11 protein-coding genes and 1 tRNA gene are annotated in these 16,325 nt (G+C 72.8%); 8 read left to right on the top strand and 4 right to left on the bottom strand.

Going from position 1 to position 16,325, the window contains the following annotated elements; translation table 11 throughout:
- Nucleotides 1–46: 46 nt before the first annotated feature.
- Nucleotides 47–1,216: a rhodanese-like domain-containing protein gene (locus J5Y04_RS43685; protein WP_209415499.1), complete on the bottom strand. Its 1,170-nt coding sequence runs from the start codon at nt 1,214–1,216 to the stop codon at nt 47–49.
- Between the two features lie 375 nt (nt 1,217–1,591).
- Between J5Y04_RS43685 and J5Y04_RS43300 the strand changes: the two genes are divergently transcribed.
- Nucleotides 1,592–4,345, top strand: a complete 2,754-nt coding sequence (locus tag J5Y04_RS43300; RefSeq protein WP_209415498.1) for a SpoIIE family protein phosphatase — start codon at nt 1,592–1,594, stop codon at nt 4,343–4,345.
- Between the two features lie 28 nt (nt 4,346–4,373).
- On the opposite strand, the gene J5Y04_RS29780 is transcribed toward J5Y04_RS43300, so the two are convergent.
- Together J5Y04_RS29780 and J5Y04_RS29775 are read right to left on the bottom strand one after the other, a co-directional pair.
- Complete coding sequence (locus J5Y04_RS29780) at nt 4,374–5,084, bottom strand: hypothetical protein (protein WP_209415497.1); 711 nt, start codon at nt 5,082–5,084, stop codon at nt 4,374–4,376.
- Nucleotides 5,085–5,366: 282 nt separating this feature from the next.
- On the bottom strand, nt 5,367–7,190 hold the full coding sequence (locus tag J5Y04_RS29775; RefSeq protein ID WP_374106136.1) for a phosphatidylglycerol lysyltransferase domain-containing protein: 1,824 nt from the start codon (nt 7,188–7,190) through the stop codon (nt 5,367–5,369).
- A 338-nt stretch (nt 7,191–7,528) separates the two neighbouring features.
- Here J5Y04_RS29775 and J5Y04_RS29770 point away from each other — a divergent pair, with 338 nt between their 5' ends.
- Both J5Y04_RS29770 and J5Y04_RS29765 read left to right on the top strand, forming a co-directional pair.
- Complete coding sequence (locus J5Y04_RS29770; protein WP_307853376.1) at nt 7,529–8,179, top strand: response regulator transcription factor; 651 nt, start codon at nt 7,529–7,531, stop codon at nt 8,177–8,179.
- Nucleotides 8,176–9,318, top strand: a complete 1,143-nt coding sequence (locus J5Y04_RS29765; RefSeq protein WP_245205695.1) for a sensor histidine kinase — start codon at nt 8,176–8,178, stop codon at nt 9,316–9,318. Before J5Y04_RS29770 ends, J5Y04_RS29765 begins: the two co-directional genes overlap by 4 nt.
- Before the next feature lie 138 nt (nt 9,319–9,456).
- On the opposite strand, the gene J5Y04_RS29760 is transcribed toward J5Y04_RS29765, so the two are convergent.
- A tRNA-Leu gene (locus tag J5Y04_RS29760) sits at nt 9,457–9,540 on the bottom strand.
- 419 nt (nt 9,541–9,959) lie between these two features.
- On the opposite strand from J5Y04_RS29760, the gene J5Y04_RS29755 reads away from it, so the two are divergent.
- The 5 genes from J5Y04_RS29755 (at nt 9,960) to J5Y04_RS29735 (ending at nt 16,189) form a co-directional block, all read left to right on the top strand.
- Nucleotides 9,960–10,829 (top strand): DUF3662 and FHA domain-containing protein, encoded by an 870-nt coding sequence (locus tag J5Y04_RS29755; RefSeq protein ID WP_148643804.1) that lies wholly within the window; start codon nt 9,960–9,962, stop codon nt 10,827–10,829.
- Between the two features lie 46 nt (nt 10,830–10,875).
- Entirely contained in the window at nt 10,876–11,415 is a 540-nt protein-coding gene (locus tag J5Y04_RS29750; RefSeq protein ID WP_209415496.1) for an FHA domain-containing protein, read from the top strand.
- 53 nt (nt 11,416–11,468) lie between these two features.
- Nucleotides 11,469–13,109: a PP2C family serine/threonine-protein phosphatase gene (locus tag J5Y04_RS29745; protein WP_209415495.1), complete on the top strand. Its 1,641-nt coding sequence runs from the start codon at nt 11,469–11,471 to the stop codon at nt 13,107–13,109.
- A gap of 141 nt (nt 13,110–13,250) precedes the next feature.
- The gene (locus J5Y04_RS29740) at nt 13,251–14,735 is read left to right on the top strand and encodes an FtsW/RodA/SpoVE family cell cycle protein (RefSeq protein ID WP_148643807.1); all 1,485 of its coding nucleotides are present in this window, start codon (nt 13,251–13,253) and stop codon (nt 14,733–14,735) included.
- Nucleotides 14,732–16,189, top strand: coding sequence for a penicillin-binding protein 2 (locus J5Y04_RS29735; protein ID WP_209415494.1), 1,458 nt, complete (start codon nt 14,732–14,734; stop codon nt 16,187–16,189). The genes J5Y04_RS29740 and J5Y04_RS29735 overlap by 4 nt, the downstream gene beginning before the upstream one ends.
- Nucleotides 16,190–16,325 lie beyond the last annotated feature (136 nt).

The raw sequence follows: 16,325 nt of genomic DNA, 5'->3' as shown, positions 1-16,325 counted from the left end.
TCGCGCGCCCATCCTGCCCTACCGCGGGCGGGGGAGCCGCCGGGGACTACAGAACGTACGCGTCCTGGCCGCCGCCGCTCACCATCGGCCGGCCGGCGCCCTCCCAGGCGTACATGCCGCCGTCCACGTTGACCGCGTCCCGGCCGTTCTGCACCAGGTACTGGACGACCTGCGCGGAGCGTCCGCCGACCCGGCAGAGCACGTACAGCTTCTCGTCCGGCAGCTCGCCGATCCGCGCGACCAGCTGGCCCATCGGGATGTGCAGCGCGCCGTCCACGTGCCCGGCGTCCCATTCGTCCTGCTCTCGGACGTCCAGCAGAGCGGCGTCGGCGGGCACGGAGGCGGCGTCGGTGGTGGGGATCTGGGCGAACATCGTCTGGCTCTCCTGGGGCTCGGTCTCGGCACCGCCATTGTCCCCCACCGGCGGCCGCTCCCCGGCCGCGCCGAGCAGCCGCTCCAGCTCGGCCTGCTGGGCGGCGGCCTTGGCGAGCAGCTGCTCGGCCAGCTCCTCCAGCAGCCCGTCCGGGTCCTGCGGGGCGAGGGCGAGCAGCTGGCCCATCGCGGTGTTCTCCAGCCGCACCTGTTCGGTGGCGGTCGCGGTGATCTTGGCGTTGAGCCACTCCAGCCGTCGGCGCAGCCAGCCGAGCCGGTCGGGGGAGTCCGGCGCGGGCGCCGCCTCCGGGGCGGTGGACCACTCGGCGGCCAGGCCCTCCAGCGCGGCGCTGTCGCCGTACGCGTAGGCCTCGTTGACCCGGGCGAGGAACGCGGCCCGGCGCTCCTGCTCGGCCGGGTCGGTGGTCAGGTCGGGGTGCGCGCGGCGGACGAGGTCGCGGTAGATCCGCTGGGCCTCCCGGCCGGGCCGCACCCGGGCCGGCGCGGCCGGCGGCGCCGCCTCCTGCTCCTGCACGCTGTCGAACAGGGCGTCCAGGTCGGGGAGTTCGTCCACCCGCCGGCGCGCCTCGGCGGCCTGCCGGAGGTCCTCCGGGTGCCCGGTCCGGGCGGCCACCGTCTCGGCGATCAGCGCGTCCAGCTCGTCCAGCCGGGCGTAGAGCGGGCCGAGCAGCTGGTGGTGGATCAGGGCGAAGTTGTCGATCTCGACCCGCAGCGTCTGCACGTCGACGTCCATGGTGAGCCAGGCGAGCTCGGAGGCGGCGACCCGCTCCTCCAGCTCCTGCTGCTCCGGGTCGGTCCAGCGGACGGGGATCTGCGCGGTCACTTCTCGCCTCTGTCTCGTCCTGGTCGTGCCGGTGGTCCGGCCCGTACGGGGCGTGCGGCCCGTACGGCCGGCCCGCCCGCGGGCGACCGTCCCGGTACGGCGCACCCGCGCCCCGGGCGGCCCGGCCGCCCACCCTACCCTCGCGCGCGCTGCTCCGACCGGGTGGACGGGGAGTGCGGACCGGTGTCCGTGCGCCAGATCGTCGGCCCGTCGCGCCCGCTCGCGCCGTGACGCGCAACTGATACTGATGAATCTCCCCGTTTCGCTATCGAGCCCGACCCTGTCCGTGCTTCGCTGGTATGCGCAACAGCGTGCCTTCCTCCAGAGAGACGGCCGCCTCCAGGCGTGGCGGCCAGGCGGGAGCAGACCGAATCCATGGTGGACGAGCCCAACTCCACACCGCTTCCGGCGGCCGCCGCCGCCGAGCCCGCGGCCGCCCCGGGTGACCAGCCGTCAGGCGTGGTCGCCCAGGTGCGGCTCGCCCTCGTGCTGGTCGACCGGTCCGGCCGGATCTCGCAGTGGAGCCGCGCCGCCGAGGAGCTCTTCGGGCACCGCGCCGAGGTCGTCCGCGACCGCCCCGCCACCGGCCTGCTGCCCGCCGTCGAACCGCGCAGCCTCCCCGTCCCGGCCGCCACCGCCGCCCGCCGCCGCTGCGACGCGCTGGACACCCTGGCCGCCCTGACCGGCGAAGGCCGTCCCTGGGCCGGGCAGATGCCGGTCGTCGACCGCGAGGAGCACCTGCGCGACGTGCTCTGGTGGGCCTACCCGCAGGCCGGTGCCGGCGGCGGCCTGCTGGCCCTGGCCGCCGACGCCCGCCCGCTGCGCACGGCCGGCCCGCGACTGGCCCTCGGCGAGCGCCTGCTGCCCTTCGCCGCCGCCCCCGCCGCCCGGGGTGGCTTCCACCGGCTCTCCGCCACCCTGACCCCGCCCGGCCGCCCGCTGCCGGAGCCGCTCGCCCGGCTGCTGCCGGCCGGGCCCGCCGGCCACCGGGAGCAGCTGCTCGACGGGCTGGTCCGGGCCGGACTTCCCGCCCTGCGGCTGGACCCGGCCACCGTGCTGCCCGTCCTGCCCGCCGACCCGCCGACCGGCGCCGCGCACGCGGCCGCCGGGATCGGCCGCCGCTACCCGACCGCCCAGCAGCGCGCCGCCCGGCTGGGACCACCGCCGCAGCCCGAGCAGCCCGCGCCCGGCCGGCGCCCGCCCGGCCCCCTGCCCGCCCAGCGCGAGACCGCCGACCGGCCCGCCCGGCCCGCCGGCGCCGTGAGCGGCACGCCCGCGGCAGCCCCGTCCGTCCCGGCCCCGCCCAGAGGAGGCGCCACCATCGAGCAGGCCGCCGTCGAGTCGTCCGCCAACGGCCACCAGGCCCGTCGGGGCGACCAGACCCCACCCCCGACCGTCCCCTCCCCCGCCGGAGCGGACGGCGCTGCCCCGCCCGCCGGGCGGCTCGGCCCGTTCCTCACCAACGGCCAGGCCGGCGAACAGCTGGCGCTGCTGAACGAGGTCGGCGGCAAGGTCGGCACCACGCTGGACCTCGGCTTCACCGCGCGCGAGCTCTGCCAGGTGCTCGTCCCCCGGGTCGCCGACTTCGCCTGCGTCGACCTGGTGGACGGCCTGATCTCCGACTCCGAGCTGCCCGAGGCCCGGCCGGACGACGACACGATGCTGCGCCGGGTCGCCCTGGTCTCCAACGAGTCCGCCGGCCAGTGGGACCACGTCCTCGCCGAGGGCTCCCTGGTCGCCATGCCGCGCCGCACCCCGCCCGGCATGGCCCTCCAGCTGAACCAGCCCGTCCTGGTCCCGGTGGTCAGCCAGGACGTCGCGGTGGACTACGCCGCCGCGCTGGGCGGCCCCCGGCTCGCCTCGGTGGTCACCGGGCGCTCGATGCTGGTGGTGCCGCTCTCCGCCCGGGGCACCGTGCTCGGCATCCTCAAGCTGCTCCGGCTGCCCGACCGGGCCCCGTTCGACGAGGGCGACGCCGCCACCCTCAAGGAGCTGGCCGCCCGCGCCGCGCTGTCGCTGGACAACGCCCGGCTGCACCGCGCCGAGTCCAAGGTCGCCACCACCCTGCAGCGCTCGATGATCCCGACCCGGCCGCCGCAGATCCCCGGCGTGCAGATCGCCCACCGCTACCTGCCGGGCGACTCCAAGGCCGAGGTCGGCGGCGACTGGTTCGACGCGATCCAGCTGCCCGGCAGCCGGGTCGCCCTGGTGGTCGGCGACGTGATGGGCCACGGACTGCACTCGGCCGCGGCGATGGGCCGCTTCCGCACCGCGATGCAGACCCTGGCCGCCCTCGACCTGCCGCCCGGCCAGCTGCTGCGGCACCTGGACAACCTGGCCCACAAGCTGGGCGACGACCACCTCGCCACCTGCCTGTACGCGGTCTACGACCCGATCAACCGGACGTGCGAGCTGGCCAGCGCCGGCCACGTGCCGCCGGTCCTGGTGCACCCGGACGGCAGCGGCGAGCTGCTGGAGATCCCGGCCGGCGCGCCGATCGGCGTCGGCGGGGTGCCGTTCGTCGCCAAGACCATCGAGGTCACGGACGGCTCGATGCTGGTGCTCTGCACCGACGGCCTGGTCGAGGTCCGGGGCGGCGACATAGGAGCAGGGCTGGCCGCGCTCTGCGGCAACCTGATCGACCCCCGGCAGAGCCCCGAGCAGGCCTGCGACGTGGTGCTGGAGCGGCTGCACTCGGACGACCGCAAGGACGACGTCGCCCTGCTGGTGGCCCGCTTCGACGGCGTCGCGCCGACCGAGGTGGCCACCTGGGACCTCACCGTGGACCACCGCGAGGTCCGCCGGGCCCGCGCGCTGGTCCGCGAGCAGCTGGCCGGCTGGCACCTGGACGCCCTCGCCGACACCACCGAGCTGCTGGTCAGCGAGCTGGTGACGAACGCCGTCCGGGTGGCCAGGGACCGCGTCCAGCTCCAGCTGATCCGGGTGGACAAGCTGCTGGTCGAGGTCAGCGACGACAACCACAACCTGCCGTCCCTGGAGCCGGCCGAGCAGCTGGGCGAGACCGGCCGCGGCCTGACCCTGGTCACCAAGCTCGCCGAGCGTTGGGGCACCGCCCGCAAGGCGGTCGGCAAGGTGGTCTGGTTCGAGCTGCCACTGCCGCCCGCCTGAACCCGGCCCGGTGGTGCGGGCGGGCGCGTCAGGGAATGGCCGCGCCCGCCGGCGTCCGACGCCGGGCCTCCGCCGCCACCTCGATCGAGGCCGCCGTGGCCACCGAGGTCGCCGCCCCCACCCCGGCCAGCACCCGCGGCCAGAAGTCCCCGAAGACCTCCACCGAGACGGCGATCAGCAGCGCGGTGATCACCGCGACGACGTGCTCCAGGCCCGCGAGGTTCGGCAGCACGACCGCCTCGCCGACCATCAGCGCCACCACCAGCCCGGCCGTGAACCAGGCCCGGCAGCGGAACGCGATGCAGATCGCCAGCGCCACCACGGCCGCCGAGGGGCCGGTGTCGCGGACGTAGGCCACCCACTTCGGGAAGCCGAACAGGTGGTGCGGCCCGATCGCCACCCCCACCCGGGCGAACAGTGTCCCGGCCAGGGTGCAGGTGTAGGCCACCACCAGGGTCAGCCGCCGCCCGAGCACGATCTCGGCGATGCCGAACACCACGAGGACCTGGGCCAGCGCCCCCCAGACCGGCAGGTCCAGCGCCGGAACGTACAGCGACAGCGGTGTGCGCAGCAGCGAGACGTCCAGCGGCAGGGACGCCTTCACCACACCGATGTGGGTGACGAACCGCTCGCCGCCCGGCAGGTGCTGCACGATACTGAACAGCAGGATCAGGGCGGTCGCCGTAACGGCGAGCGGAACGGCGGCGAGTTTCCTCGCCCGCAACCGCTCGTGCACCATCCCGAACAACGTTCCCCACTCGGCGACAGCGGCCGCACCGGCAATAGCCAGCGGCCCCTTTCGCACGCCCCCCGCGTGGGTCCTGTGAATCACGACCGTCTCTCCAAATCCCCGAAGCCATCCCCGAAGCCGGAACGCCTTCCCCGACCACTCCAACATTAGAAGCCGGTTAATCAATCCACATCGGCATAAATGTTGATCGCCGTCATCCTCTGGGGGGAGATAAACCCCTGAAACACCCCCATCCGGACGACCGGCACCCTCCGCCCCCCGGCGGAGGGACTACCCCTTCCCGTCCCGCGCCGTCACCGGCACCCGGGGAGCGGCGACGACCGCGGCTCCGGAGTGCCGACGACGGAACAGGGCGGGCAGGCTCGGCGCGGTGATGAAGCCCTCCGCGCGCGCACTGGCGATGCCGATCCGCGGAATCTCGCTGCTCTTCTCGAAGAGCAGGTAGCGCGGCTCCCAGATCGGCCGGTACTTGGCGTTGGCCCGGTACAGCGATTCGATCTGCCACCAGCGGGAGAAGAAGCCCAGCACCGAGCGCCAGAGCCGGAGCACCGGCCCCGCACCGAGTTTCGAACCACGCTCGAAAACGGAGCGGAACATCGCGAAGTTCAACGACACCCGGGCCAGTCCGACCTCCTCCGCCCGCTGGAGGAGTTCGATCACCATGAACTCCATCAGCCCGTTCTCGGTGTCCCGGGCCCGGCGCATGAGGTCCAGCGAGAGCCCGTCCGCGCCCCACGGCACGAAGCTGAGCAGCGCCTTCAGCTCGCCGTCCCCGTCGTGGCACTCCAGCATCACGCAGCGCCCGTCGCCCGGGTCGCCGAGCCGGCCCAGCGCCATCGAGAAGCCGCGCTCGGTCGCCCCGTCGCGCCACTGGTCGGCCTTGGCCACCAGCTCGGCCATCTCCGCTTCCGGGATGGCCTCGTGCCGGCGGATCCGCACGGTGTACCCGGCCCGCTTGACCCGGTTGTACGCCTGGCGGACCACCCGCATCGCCCGGCCGTCCAGCGAGAACTCGTCCAGCTCGACGATCGCCTCGTCGCCCAGCTCCAGCGCGTCCAGCCCGTGCCGGGCGTAGATCACCCCGGCCTCCTCGGAGGCGCCCATCACGGCCGGCGCCCAGGCGTGCTCGCGGGCCTCGGACAGCCAGGCGTCGATCGCGCCCGGCCAGGCCTCCGGGTCCCCGATCGGGTCGCCCGAGGCCAGCGAGACACCGCCGACCACCCGGTAGGTCACCGCCGCCTTGCCGCTGGGGGAGAAGACCACGGCCTTGTCCCGGCGCAGCGCGAAGTAGCCGAGCGAGTCCCGCTCGCCCTGCTTGTCGAGCAGCCCGCGCAGCCTCTCCTCGTCCTCGGCGGTCAGCAGCTCCTTGTCCTTCGGGCTGCGGAACGCCACGTAGAGCACCAGCAGGAAGAGCACCGCGCCCATCGCGTTGATGACGGCGTTCACCCAGGTCGGCGCGTCGATCACCGAGCGCAGGTGCTGGGACGGCGTGATGGTGATCATCCGGCCGACCGAGTAGCGGAAGTAGTCCCAGAACCGGGCGCCGGTGAGGTCGTTGTTCAGCCAGACCAGCAGCGAGCCGAGCAGGCCGCCGAGGGCCAGGCCGCCGACGAAGGTGGCGGCCGCGGTCTTCGGGTTGGAGCTGTCGCCCTTGGAGGTGAACTCCTTCCGCCCGACCAGCAGTGCCAGCACGAACAGGCAGGTCAGCACGGTGGAGACGTAGTTCAGCACGTGGTGGTTGAACCGCTCGCCGGGCAGCACCATGGCGATCAGGTAGAGCACCGCGAAGAGCCCGGCCAGCGCCGTGTTGAAGATCCACGCAGCCCGCTTGCGCCGCCGCATCGCGATCGCCAGGAACACCGACAGCACCGCGCTGCTCAGGCCGGCGGTCAGCAGGTACGGGGTGAAGTACTCGCCCTCGTTGTGCTCGGTCACCTGGTTCCGGAACGGCGCCAGCAACACCGTCACCAGGTTCAGCAGGGCCAGCAGCCGCAGGTACCAGACGGTGGCCGCGGCGGCCCGCGGCCGCCAGCGCTCGCTCAGCGCGGCGGATCCGGGCTCGGCGGACGGCTCCGGCTTCACAGTGGACGACACAGCTCAATTCCAAACGATCAGGTGGTGGGGCGCATCCGCACACGGCCCGGCGCCGGGCGCCCGCACAGGCCCGGCGGACTGGGCAGCGGCCCGACACCGCGGCCGAAGAACCGCAAAGGGGCAGCCAACACCATGGTTCCCCACCCGGAGTGAGAATTGCGTGAACCAGGTAGCCGATTCCGACCCCCGCCGAACGGCGGGGGTCCCGGCCGTGCGCGTTTCGGCACCCCGGGCCGTCACGCCCTAGTCTCGAAACAGCTCAGCGAGACTGCATCGAGCGGACCGGCCCGCCCGGCCGCCCGAACCGAGGAGGGACCATCACCACCACCCGCGTGCTGATCGTGGACGACGAGATCCTGGTCCGCTCCGGCCTCGGCCTCATCGTCGGTTCCGCCCCCGACCTGGACGTGGTCGGCGACTGCTCCGGCGGCCAGGCCGAGCAGTGCGTCCAGCGCCTGCGCCCGCACGTGGTGCTGCTCGACATCCGGATGCCCGACCTGGACGGCATCTCCGTGCTGCGCCGGCTGCGCGCCCTTCCCGACCCGCCGGCGGTGGCGATGCTCACCACCTTCGACACCGACGAGTACATCGGCACCGCGCTGCGCGCCGGCGCGTCCGGCTTCCTGCTCAAGGACACCGCCCCGGAGCAGCTGGTGCACGCCGTCCGGGTGCTCGCGGCCGGTGGCAACATCCTCTCCCCGACCGTCACCCGCACCGTGATCGGCGGTTACGTGGACGGTGGCGGACCGGACGCCGAGGCCGCCACGCTGGCCCGCACCCTCACCGGCCGCGAACTCGACGTGCTGGCGCTGCTCGGGGAGGGCCTGTCCAACGCCGAGATCGCCGACCGCCTCTTCCTCGGCACCGGCACCGTCAAGGACCACATCAGCGCGATCCTCGGCAAGCTCGGCGCCGCCAACCGGGTGCAGGCCGCCGTCATCGCCCACCGGGCCGGTCTGGTCCGGCCGAAGCCCGGCGACGGGGCATGACGACCGAACCGCTCCCCGCCAGACGGTGGCCGGCCTGGCTCACCGCACCGTGGCTGATGCTGCTCCTGCCGGCCCTCTACTCCCTGGTGGACGCCGCGCTGGTGGCCCGGGACGCACCCTGGTGGCAGGTGCTGCTCTCCGTGCTCGCCGCCGTCGTCCTGCTCTGGCGCCGACGCTTCCCGGTCACCGTGCTGCTGCTGACCATGCCCGGCAGCTACTTCGACGACATCTGGCTGGCGCCGATAACCGCCGTCTACACCGTGGCCGCCGAGCGCCCCGCCCCGCGCGTGGTGGTGCCCTGCGCGACCCTCTTCGCCCTGGTCGAGTTCTTCCACTGGCCGCTCTCCGAGCAGAACTTCACGCTCGGCCGGGAGACCGCGCTGTACGCCATCCAGTCCGTGATGCTGGCGGCCGGCCCGGCCGCCACCGGACTGCTCTCCCGGACCAGGCGGGAGCTGGCGGCCCGGCTGGACGAACTGACCCGCGGCCAGGAGCGGGAGAGCCGGCTGCTCGCCGAGCGGGTACTGGTCAGCGAGCGCGGCCGGCTCGCCCGGGAGATGCACGACGTGGTCTCGCACCAGGTCAGCCTGATCAGCATCCAGGCCGGTGCGCTCCAGGTCAGCACCACCGACCCGGCCGCCGTGGCCACCGCCCGGACGATCCGGGAGCTCTCCGTGCGCACCCTCGACGAGCTGCGGCAGATGGTCGGGGTGCTGCGGGCCGCCTCCCCGCGCCCGGACGCCCCGCTGGCCCCGCAGCCCCGGCTGGCCGACCTGCCCCGGCTGATCGAGGAGAGCGGCCTGGCCGCCGAGGCCGAGCTGTCCCCCGGTGACCGGCCGTGGCCGGAGGCGGTCGAGCGGGCCGCCTACCGCACCGTCCAGGAGGCGCTCACCAACATCACCAAGTACGCCCCGGAAGCCGCCGTGCACGTGAAGGTCCGGTCCCGGGGCCGCCGCCTGCGGGTCGAGGTCCGCAACGACGCCCCGCCGGGCCTGCCCGCCGAGATCCTGCCGGGCGGCGGCCACGGCCTGGTCGGCCTGCGCGAGCGCGCCCAGCTGCTCGGCGGCACCCTGACCGCCGGGCCGACCGCCGACGGCGGCTTCGAGGTCCGCGCGGACCTCCCCGCCAGCCGGGGCTGAGGCCCCGGCGCAGATCGCCGGCTCCGGAGCCCCCGGGGCCGGCGCACGGGCCCGGTTCCCCGGGCCCCCCGAGTCCCACCGAGTCCCACCGGAGAACGAGAAAGCCCCGCAGATCCGAAGATCTGCGGGGCTTCGCTGTGCGCGAGGGGGGAGTTGAACCCCCACGCCCTTTCGGGCACTGGAACCTGAATCCAGCGCGTCTGCCTATTCCGCCACCCGCGCATGGGTGTTTGTCGTGGTTGCCAGCCGATCAGCCGACCCGCTCGGTACCATGTGGCCTTCGCGGTTCTTCGATCCGGCTCCCTTGCGGGCGCCCCTTCCGACGTGGAAAACAGTAGCACGACCTGCGGGTCACCTCCGAATCCGTTTCCGGGGGAGGCCGAGCGCATCCGAACGGATGCCCGGCGAACAGGCGAGCGAGGGATGGCGGCCCCTTCCGGCGGGTAGCCCTGGCATGTTGTCGCCGGGATGCGTCACCCTGTGTGTCCGAGCCCACCCCCGGTCACCACACGGTCGGGGAACCGTACGGATGGCCCCGGCGTGGATACGATCAGTACGGAAGTACCGCAAGTAGGCGCGACCGGGCTCTTCCCGGAATCCGGTCGGCAGGCAGGCGAACGAACCCTGGAAGGGGGTGCCCCATGGGAGTGCTGAAGAAGTTCGAGCAGCGACTTGAGGGTCTCGTCAACGGCACCTTCGCCAAGGTGTTCAAGTCCGAGGTCCAGCCCGTGGAGATCGCCGGTGCGCTGCAGCGCGAGTGCGACAACAACGCGAGCATCTGGAACCGCGACCGCACCGTCGTGCCCAACGACTTCATCGTCGAGCTGAGCCCGCACGACTTCGAGCGCCTGAGCCCCTACTCCGGCCAGCTGGGCAGCGAGCTCGCCGGCATGGTCCGCGAGTACGCGGAGGCCCAGCGGTACACCTTCATGGGCACGCTCCAGGTGAACCTGGAGAAGGCCGACGACCTGGACACCGGCCTGTACCGGGTGCGCAGCCGCACCCTGGCCGCCGAGGAGCCGCAGCAGCAGGCCCCGGCGCAGCCGACCCAGGGCGGCGGCTACGGCCGCCCGCCGGCCGCCCCGGCCCCCGGCGCGCCGTGGCAGCAGCAGGGCGCCGCCCCCTACGCCGCGCCCCCGCCCCCGGCCGCGCCCCCTGCCATGCCCCCGGGCCCGCCCGCCCCCGCCGGCGGCAACGTCCGCCCGTTCCCGGGCGCCGGCCACGGCACCTCGGTCCGCCGCTGGATCGAGGTGAACGGCACCCGTCACCAGATCACCGGGAACGCCTGCGTGCTCGGCCGCTCCACCGAGGCCGACGTGCGGATCGACGACCCCGGGGTCTCCCGCAAGCACGCCGAGATCCGGCCCGGAACGCCCTCGATGGTGCTCGACCTGGGGTCCACGAACGGCATCGTGGTGGACGGACAGCACACCCAGCGCGCTACGCTCCGCGACGGCTCTCGAATCGTCGTGGGCTCCACCACCATCGTCTACCGACAGGTCGAAGGGTAGTGTCCGATTTGTTCGCGCGCTTCGCTCACACACGGGCGGGCCGGCCATGTCAGAACTGACCCTCACGGTCATGCGGCTGGGCTTCCTCGCCGTGCTGTGGCTGTTCGTCATCGTCGCGGTCCAGGTGATCCGCAGTGACCTGTTCGGGACCAGGGTGAACCCCCGGTCCTCCCGCCGCGGCGGTGCCGCCACGGCGGCCGCTGCGCCGACCCCCGCACCCGGGCGCGCCCCGCAGGGCCCGTCCGGTGCCCCCGCGGCGCAGCAGACCCAGGGCGGCGGGCGCCGCCGTGGCGCCCCGACCCAGCTGGTCGTGGTGGCGGGATCGCTGGCCGGAACCACCGTCGCGCTGCAGGGCCAGACCATCACTCTGGGCCGCGCGCACGACTCCACCATCGTGCTGGACGACGACTACGCGTCCTCCCGGCATGCCAGGATCTATCCGGATCAGACTGGGCAGTGGACGGTCGAGGATCTAGGCTCCACCAACGGCACCTATCTGGACCGGCAGCGCCTCACGGCGCCGACGCCGCTCCAGCCTGGCATGCCGATCCGTATCGGCAGGACCGTCATCGAACTGCGGAAGTAGTAGCGCATGAGGGACAGCATCCCGTCCATGACCCAGAGGGGGGCTCAGGTCGCATGACCCTGGTGCTGCGCTTCGCCGCCGGCTCCCACAAGGGGCTGATCCGGGAGGGGAACGAGGATTCCGGCTATGCCGGGCCGCGGCTGCTGGCCGTGGCCGACGGCATGGGCGGCGCCGCGGCCGGCGAGGTCGCTTCCTCCGAGGTGCTCGGCTCGATCGTCCGCCTGGACGAGGACGTGCCCGGCGCCGACCTGCTGACCCTGCTCGGCGACGCCGTCCAGGGCGCCAACGACCGCCTCCGGCAGATGGTCGAGGAGGACCCGCAGCTGGAGGGCATGGGCTGCACCCTCACCGCGATGCTCTGGACCGGGCAGCGGATGGGCCTGGTGCACGTCGGCGACTCCCGCGCCTACCTGCTGCGGGACGGTTCGCTGGTGCAGATCACCCAGGACCACACCTGGGTGCAGCGGCTGGTCGACGAGGGGCGGATCACGCCCGAGGAGGCCGAGACGCACCCGCAGCGCTCGCTGCTGATGCGCGCGCTGGACGGCCGCGGCCAGGTCGAGCCCGACCTGTCGATCCGCGAGGTCCGGGCCGGCGACCGCTACCTGATCTGCTCCGACGGCCTCTCCGGCCCGGTGAGCCACCAGACCCTCCAGGACACCCTCGGGAGCTTCTACTCCCCCGAGCAGACCGTGCAGGAGCTGATCCAGCTCGCGCTGCGCGGCGGTGGCCCGGACAACATCACCTGCATCGTGGCGGACGTCATCGACGTCGGCGTCACGGACACCCTGAGCGGCCAGTTCAACGACGTCCCCGTGGTGGTCGGCGCGGTCGCCGAGACCCCGCCGTCCTCGGCCGCCACCGACCAGTCGATCCGCGACACCCCGGCGGGCCGGGCGGCCGGCCTCGGGCGCTCCCCGCAGGGTGCCTTCGGCCCCGCCGAGGGCTACGACGGCTACGGCGCGGCCCCGGCCGGCTTCGGCCCGGCCGAGGGCTACGGCGCGGGCGAGCCCCCGGTGTACGGCACCGAGGAGTTCGACGACGAGGAGCGGCCGAAGCGCAAGGGCAAGGCGCTCAAGCTCTCGGTGGTCGCCCTGGTCACCCTGGGTCTGCTCGGCGGCGCCGGGTTCTTCGGCTACCAGTGGACCCAGGACCAGTACTACGTCGGTGTGGACGGCGACCACGTCGCGGTCTACCAGGGCCTCAACCAGAGCCTGGCCGGCCTCAGCCTGTCCTCGGTGCACACGTCGTACAAGGACGTCGAACTCAAGTACCTGCCGCAGGACCAGCGCACCCACGTCACCAACACCATCTCGGCCAGCAGCTTCGGCGACGCCGACGACAAGGCGAAGAAGCTCGGCGAACAGGCCGCGTTCTGCCACAAGGTCGCCGACATCCGGGCCGGCGCGGCCAACCAGGCCCCCGGCACCCCGACCACCGGGCAGCCGGGCGCCACGCCCGCCGCGGCGGTGGCGCACGTCGGGTTCGTGACGGCCAGCACGCCCAGCCCCTCCGCCACCGTCCGGGGACCGGCGGCCGCGCCCAGCGCGACCCCCACCCCCACCCCGACACCGACCCCGAGCGCGGCTGCCCCCAGCCAGAGCGCCGCCGCTCCGGCCACCGGGCCGCAGAGCGACCTGCCCGGTCTCAGCGACGAGGAGCGGCAGAGGGCCGACTCCTGCCCGAAGCCGTGACGGCCGCGACCCGACATAGGCCCGCCCGGAGCGGGCCTGCCGGCCGTCAGGGAGCGGCCACCAAGTGAGCAAGCGAAGCGAGCGAATCAACGATGGGCGCGTGCGGTCACAGACCCCTGCCGAGCGGATCGGGGTGGGCGCATGAGCACCTCCGACGTGAGCAGCGGCTCGGACAACCGGTCCGGTGACCGCCGGGCCGGGAACGTTCCGGCCGACCGCGCGTCCTCCCGGCGCCGGGGCAACACCACCATCTCCCCCCAGGGCACGCCCAACCGGCGCAACACCGAGCTGGCGATGCTGGCCTTCGCGGTGGTGCTGCCGGTCCTGGCGTACGCCAACGTGGGCCTGGCGATGGATGACTCGCTGCCCGCCGGCATGCTCGGCTACGGCCTCGGCATGGGCGCGCTGGCACTGATCGCCCACCTGCTGATGCGCCGCTTCGCGCCGTACGCGGACCCGCTGATGCTGCCCATCGCCACCCTCCTCAACGGGCTCGGCGTGGTGATGATCTGGCGGCTCGACAAGGCCGGGAAGCTGCTGCACAACAACTACCCCGCGGCCGCCAACCAGCTGATGTGGTCGGGCCTCGGGGTGGCGTTCTTCATCTTCGTGATGATCTTCCTGAAGGACCACCGGGTCCTCCAGCGCTACACCTACATCTCGATGGCGGCGGCCCTGGTGCTGCTCGCGGCGCCGGCCTTCTTCCCGGCCCGCAAGGAGGACTTCGGCGCCAAGATCTGGATCCGGATGGGCGCCTTCTCCATCCAGCCCGGTGAGTTCGCCAAGATCATCCTGACCGTCTTCTTCGCCGGCTACCTGATGGTGAAGCGCGACGCCCTGGCCCTGGCCAGCCGCCGCTTCATGGGCCTCTACCTGCCGCGCGGCCGCGACCTCGGGCCGATCATCGTGATCTGGCTGCTCAGCCTGCTGATCCTGATCTTCGAGAACGACCTCGGCTCGTCCTTCCTGTACTTCGGCCTCTTCGTGGTGATGCTCTACGTCGCCACCGAGCGGACCAGCTGGATCATCTTCGGCCTGCTGATGTCCGTCGGCGGCGCCACCCTGGTCGCCTCCACGGCCAGCCACGTGAAGACCCGCATCGACGCCTGGCTCGACCCGATGGCCGCCTTCTCGCCCAAACCGCCACCGGGCTCGACCGAACAGATCGGCCAGTCGCTGATGGCGCTGGGCTCCGGCGGGGTGACCGGCTCCGGCCTCGGCCAGGGCCGCTCCTGGCTGATCGACTTCGCCGCCAAGAGCGACTTCATCCTCGGCTCCTTCGGCGAGGAGCTGGGGCTCACCGGCCTGATGGCGATCTTCATGCTCTACGGCCTCCTGGTCCAGCGCGGCCTGCGCACCGCGGTCGCCGCCCGCGACCCGTTCGGGAAGCTGTTCGCCGTCGGCCTCTCCTCGGCCATGGCGCTCCAGGTCTTCGTGGTGGCGGGCGGTGTCACCGGCCTGATCCCGCTGACCGGTATGACCATGCCGTTCCTCGCCCAGGGCGGGTCCTCGGTGGTCGCCAACTGGGCCCTCGTCGCGATCCTGCTGAAGATCAGCGACAGCGCCCGCCGACCCGGGGTGGAACCCGCCCCGACGCCCGAGCTCCAGGGGGGACCCGTCTCGTGAACAAGCCGATCCGCCGGGTCTCGATCTTCTGCCTCGTCCTGATCCTGGCCCTCATGGTGCGCACCAACTGGGTGCAGGGCGTCCAGGCCGACGCCTGGGCCACCAACAAGAACAACAAGCGCCAGGTCTACGACCGGTACGCCCACCCGCGCGGCAACATCATCGTCGGCGGGCAGCCGATCACCCAGTCCGACTTCGTCAACGGCCTGCGCTACAAGTACAAGCGCTCCTGGGTCGACGGCCCGATGTACGCGCCGGTGACCGGGTACTCCTCGCAGTCCTTCGGCTCCAGCCAGCTGGAGCAGCTGTCGGACGGCATCCTCTCCGGCACCGACGACCGGCTGTTCTTCCGCAACACCCTGGACATGCTGACCGGGGAGCAGAAGAAGGGCGGCGACGTCGTCACGACGATCAACGCCAAGGCCCAGAAGGCGGCCTTCGACGGCCTCGGCAACAAGAAGGGCGCGGTGGTCGCCCTCGACCCGCGCACCGGGGCGATCCTGGCGCTGGTCTCGACCCCGTCCTACGACCCCGGGGTCTTCGCCGGCAGCGAGTCGGCCGACTCCAAGGCCTGGACGGACCTCAACGCCGACCCGAACAAGCCGATGCTCAACCGCGCGCTGCGCGAGACGTACCCGCCCGGCTCGACTTTCAAGCTGGTCACCGCGGCGGCGGCGTTCGAGAACGGCGTGTTCCAGAACGTCGACGACCAGACGCAGACCCCGAAGTCGTACCTCCTGCCGGGCACCAAGACCGAGCTGAAGAACGAGAGCGACAACGAGCCCTGCGAGAACGCCACGGTCAAGGTCGCCATGGACTGGTCGTGCAACACCGTGTACGGCAAGATCGGCGCCGAGCTCGGCAAGGAGAAGATGCGGGCGCAGGCCGAGAAGTTCGGTTTCAACAGCACGGTGGACACCCCGGTCCGCTCCGAGAAGAGCGTCTTCCCCACCAACTCCACCCCGGACGGGGTCGCGCTGGACTCGATCGGCCAGCACGACACCCGGGCCACCCCGCTGCAGATGGCCATGGTCTCCGCCGCCATCGCCAACAACGGCTCGCTGATGCAGCCGTACCTGGTCGACCAGGAGCGCTCGGCCTCGCTGACCACCATCTCGAAGCACACCGAGAAGCAGTTCTCGCAGCCGATCAGCCCGGCGACCGCGCAGAAGCTCCAGGACATGATGGTCTCGGTCGTGGAGAACGGCACCGGCAAGAACGCCAGGATCCCGGGCCTGACCGTCGGCGGCAAGACCGGAACCGCCCAGCACGGCGAGGACAACTCCGGACTGCCGTTCGCCTGGTTCACCTCGTACGCCAAGACCGCCGACGGCCAGTCCGTCGCGGTGGCGGTCGTGGTCGAGGACGGCTCCAACAACCGTGACGGCATCAGCGGCGGCCGGCTGGCCGCACCGGTCGCCAAGGCGGTGATGCAGGCCGCACTCGGCAAGTAGGGAGCGGCCGCGACTGAGTGGAATGTCACGATCGGCACCCCCGTCCGGATACCGGTCTGGTATCGGCCGACGGCCGACTCCGGTCCGGCGCGGTCCGGGCGGTAGCGTATCCGCAAGCAGCGGGTGTGCCCGTTGC

Origin of the sequence: Kitasatospora sp. RG8 (assembly GCF_017813315.1) — a bacterium.
Lineage (GTDB): Bacteria > Actinomycetota > Actinomycetes > Streptomycetales > Streptomycetaceae > Kitasatospora.
This window is presented reverse-complemented; position numbering and strand designations above follow the sequence as displayed.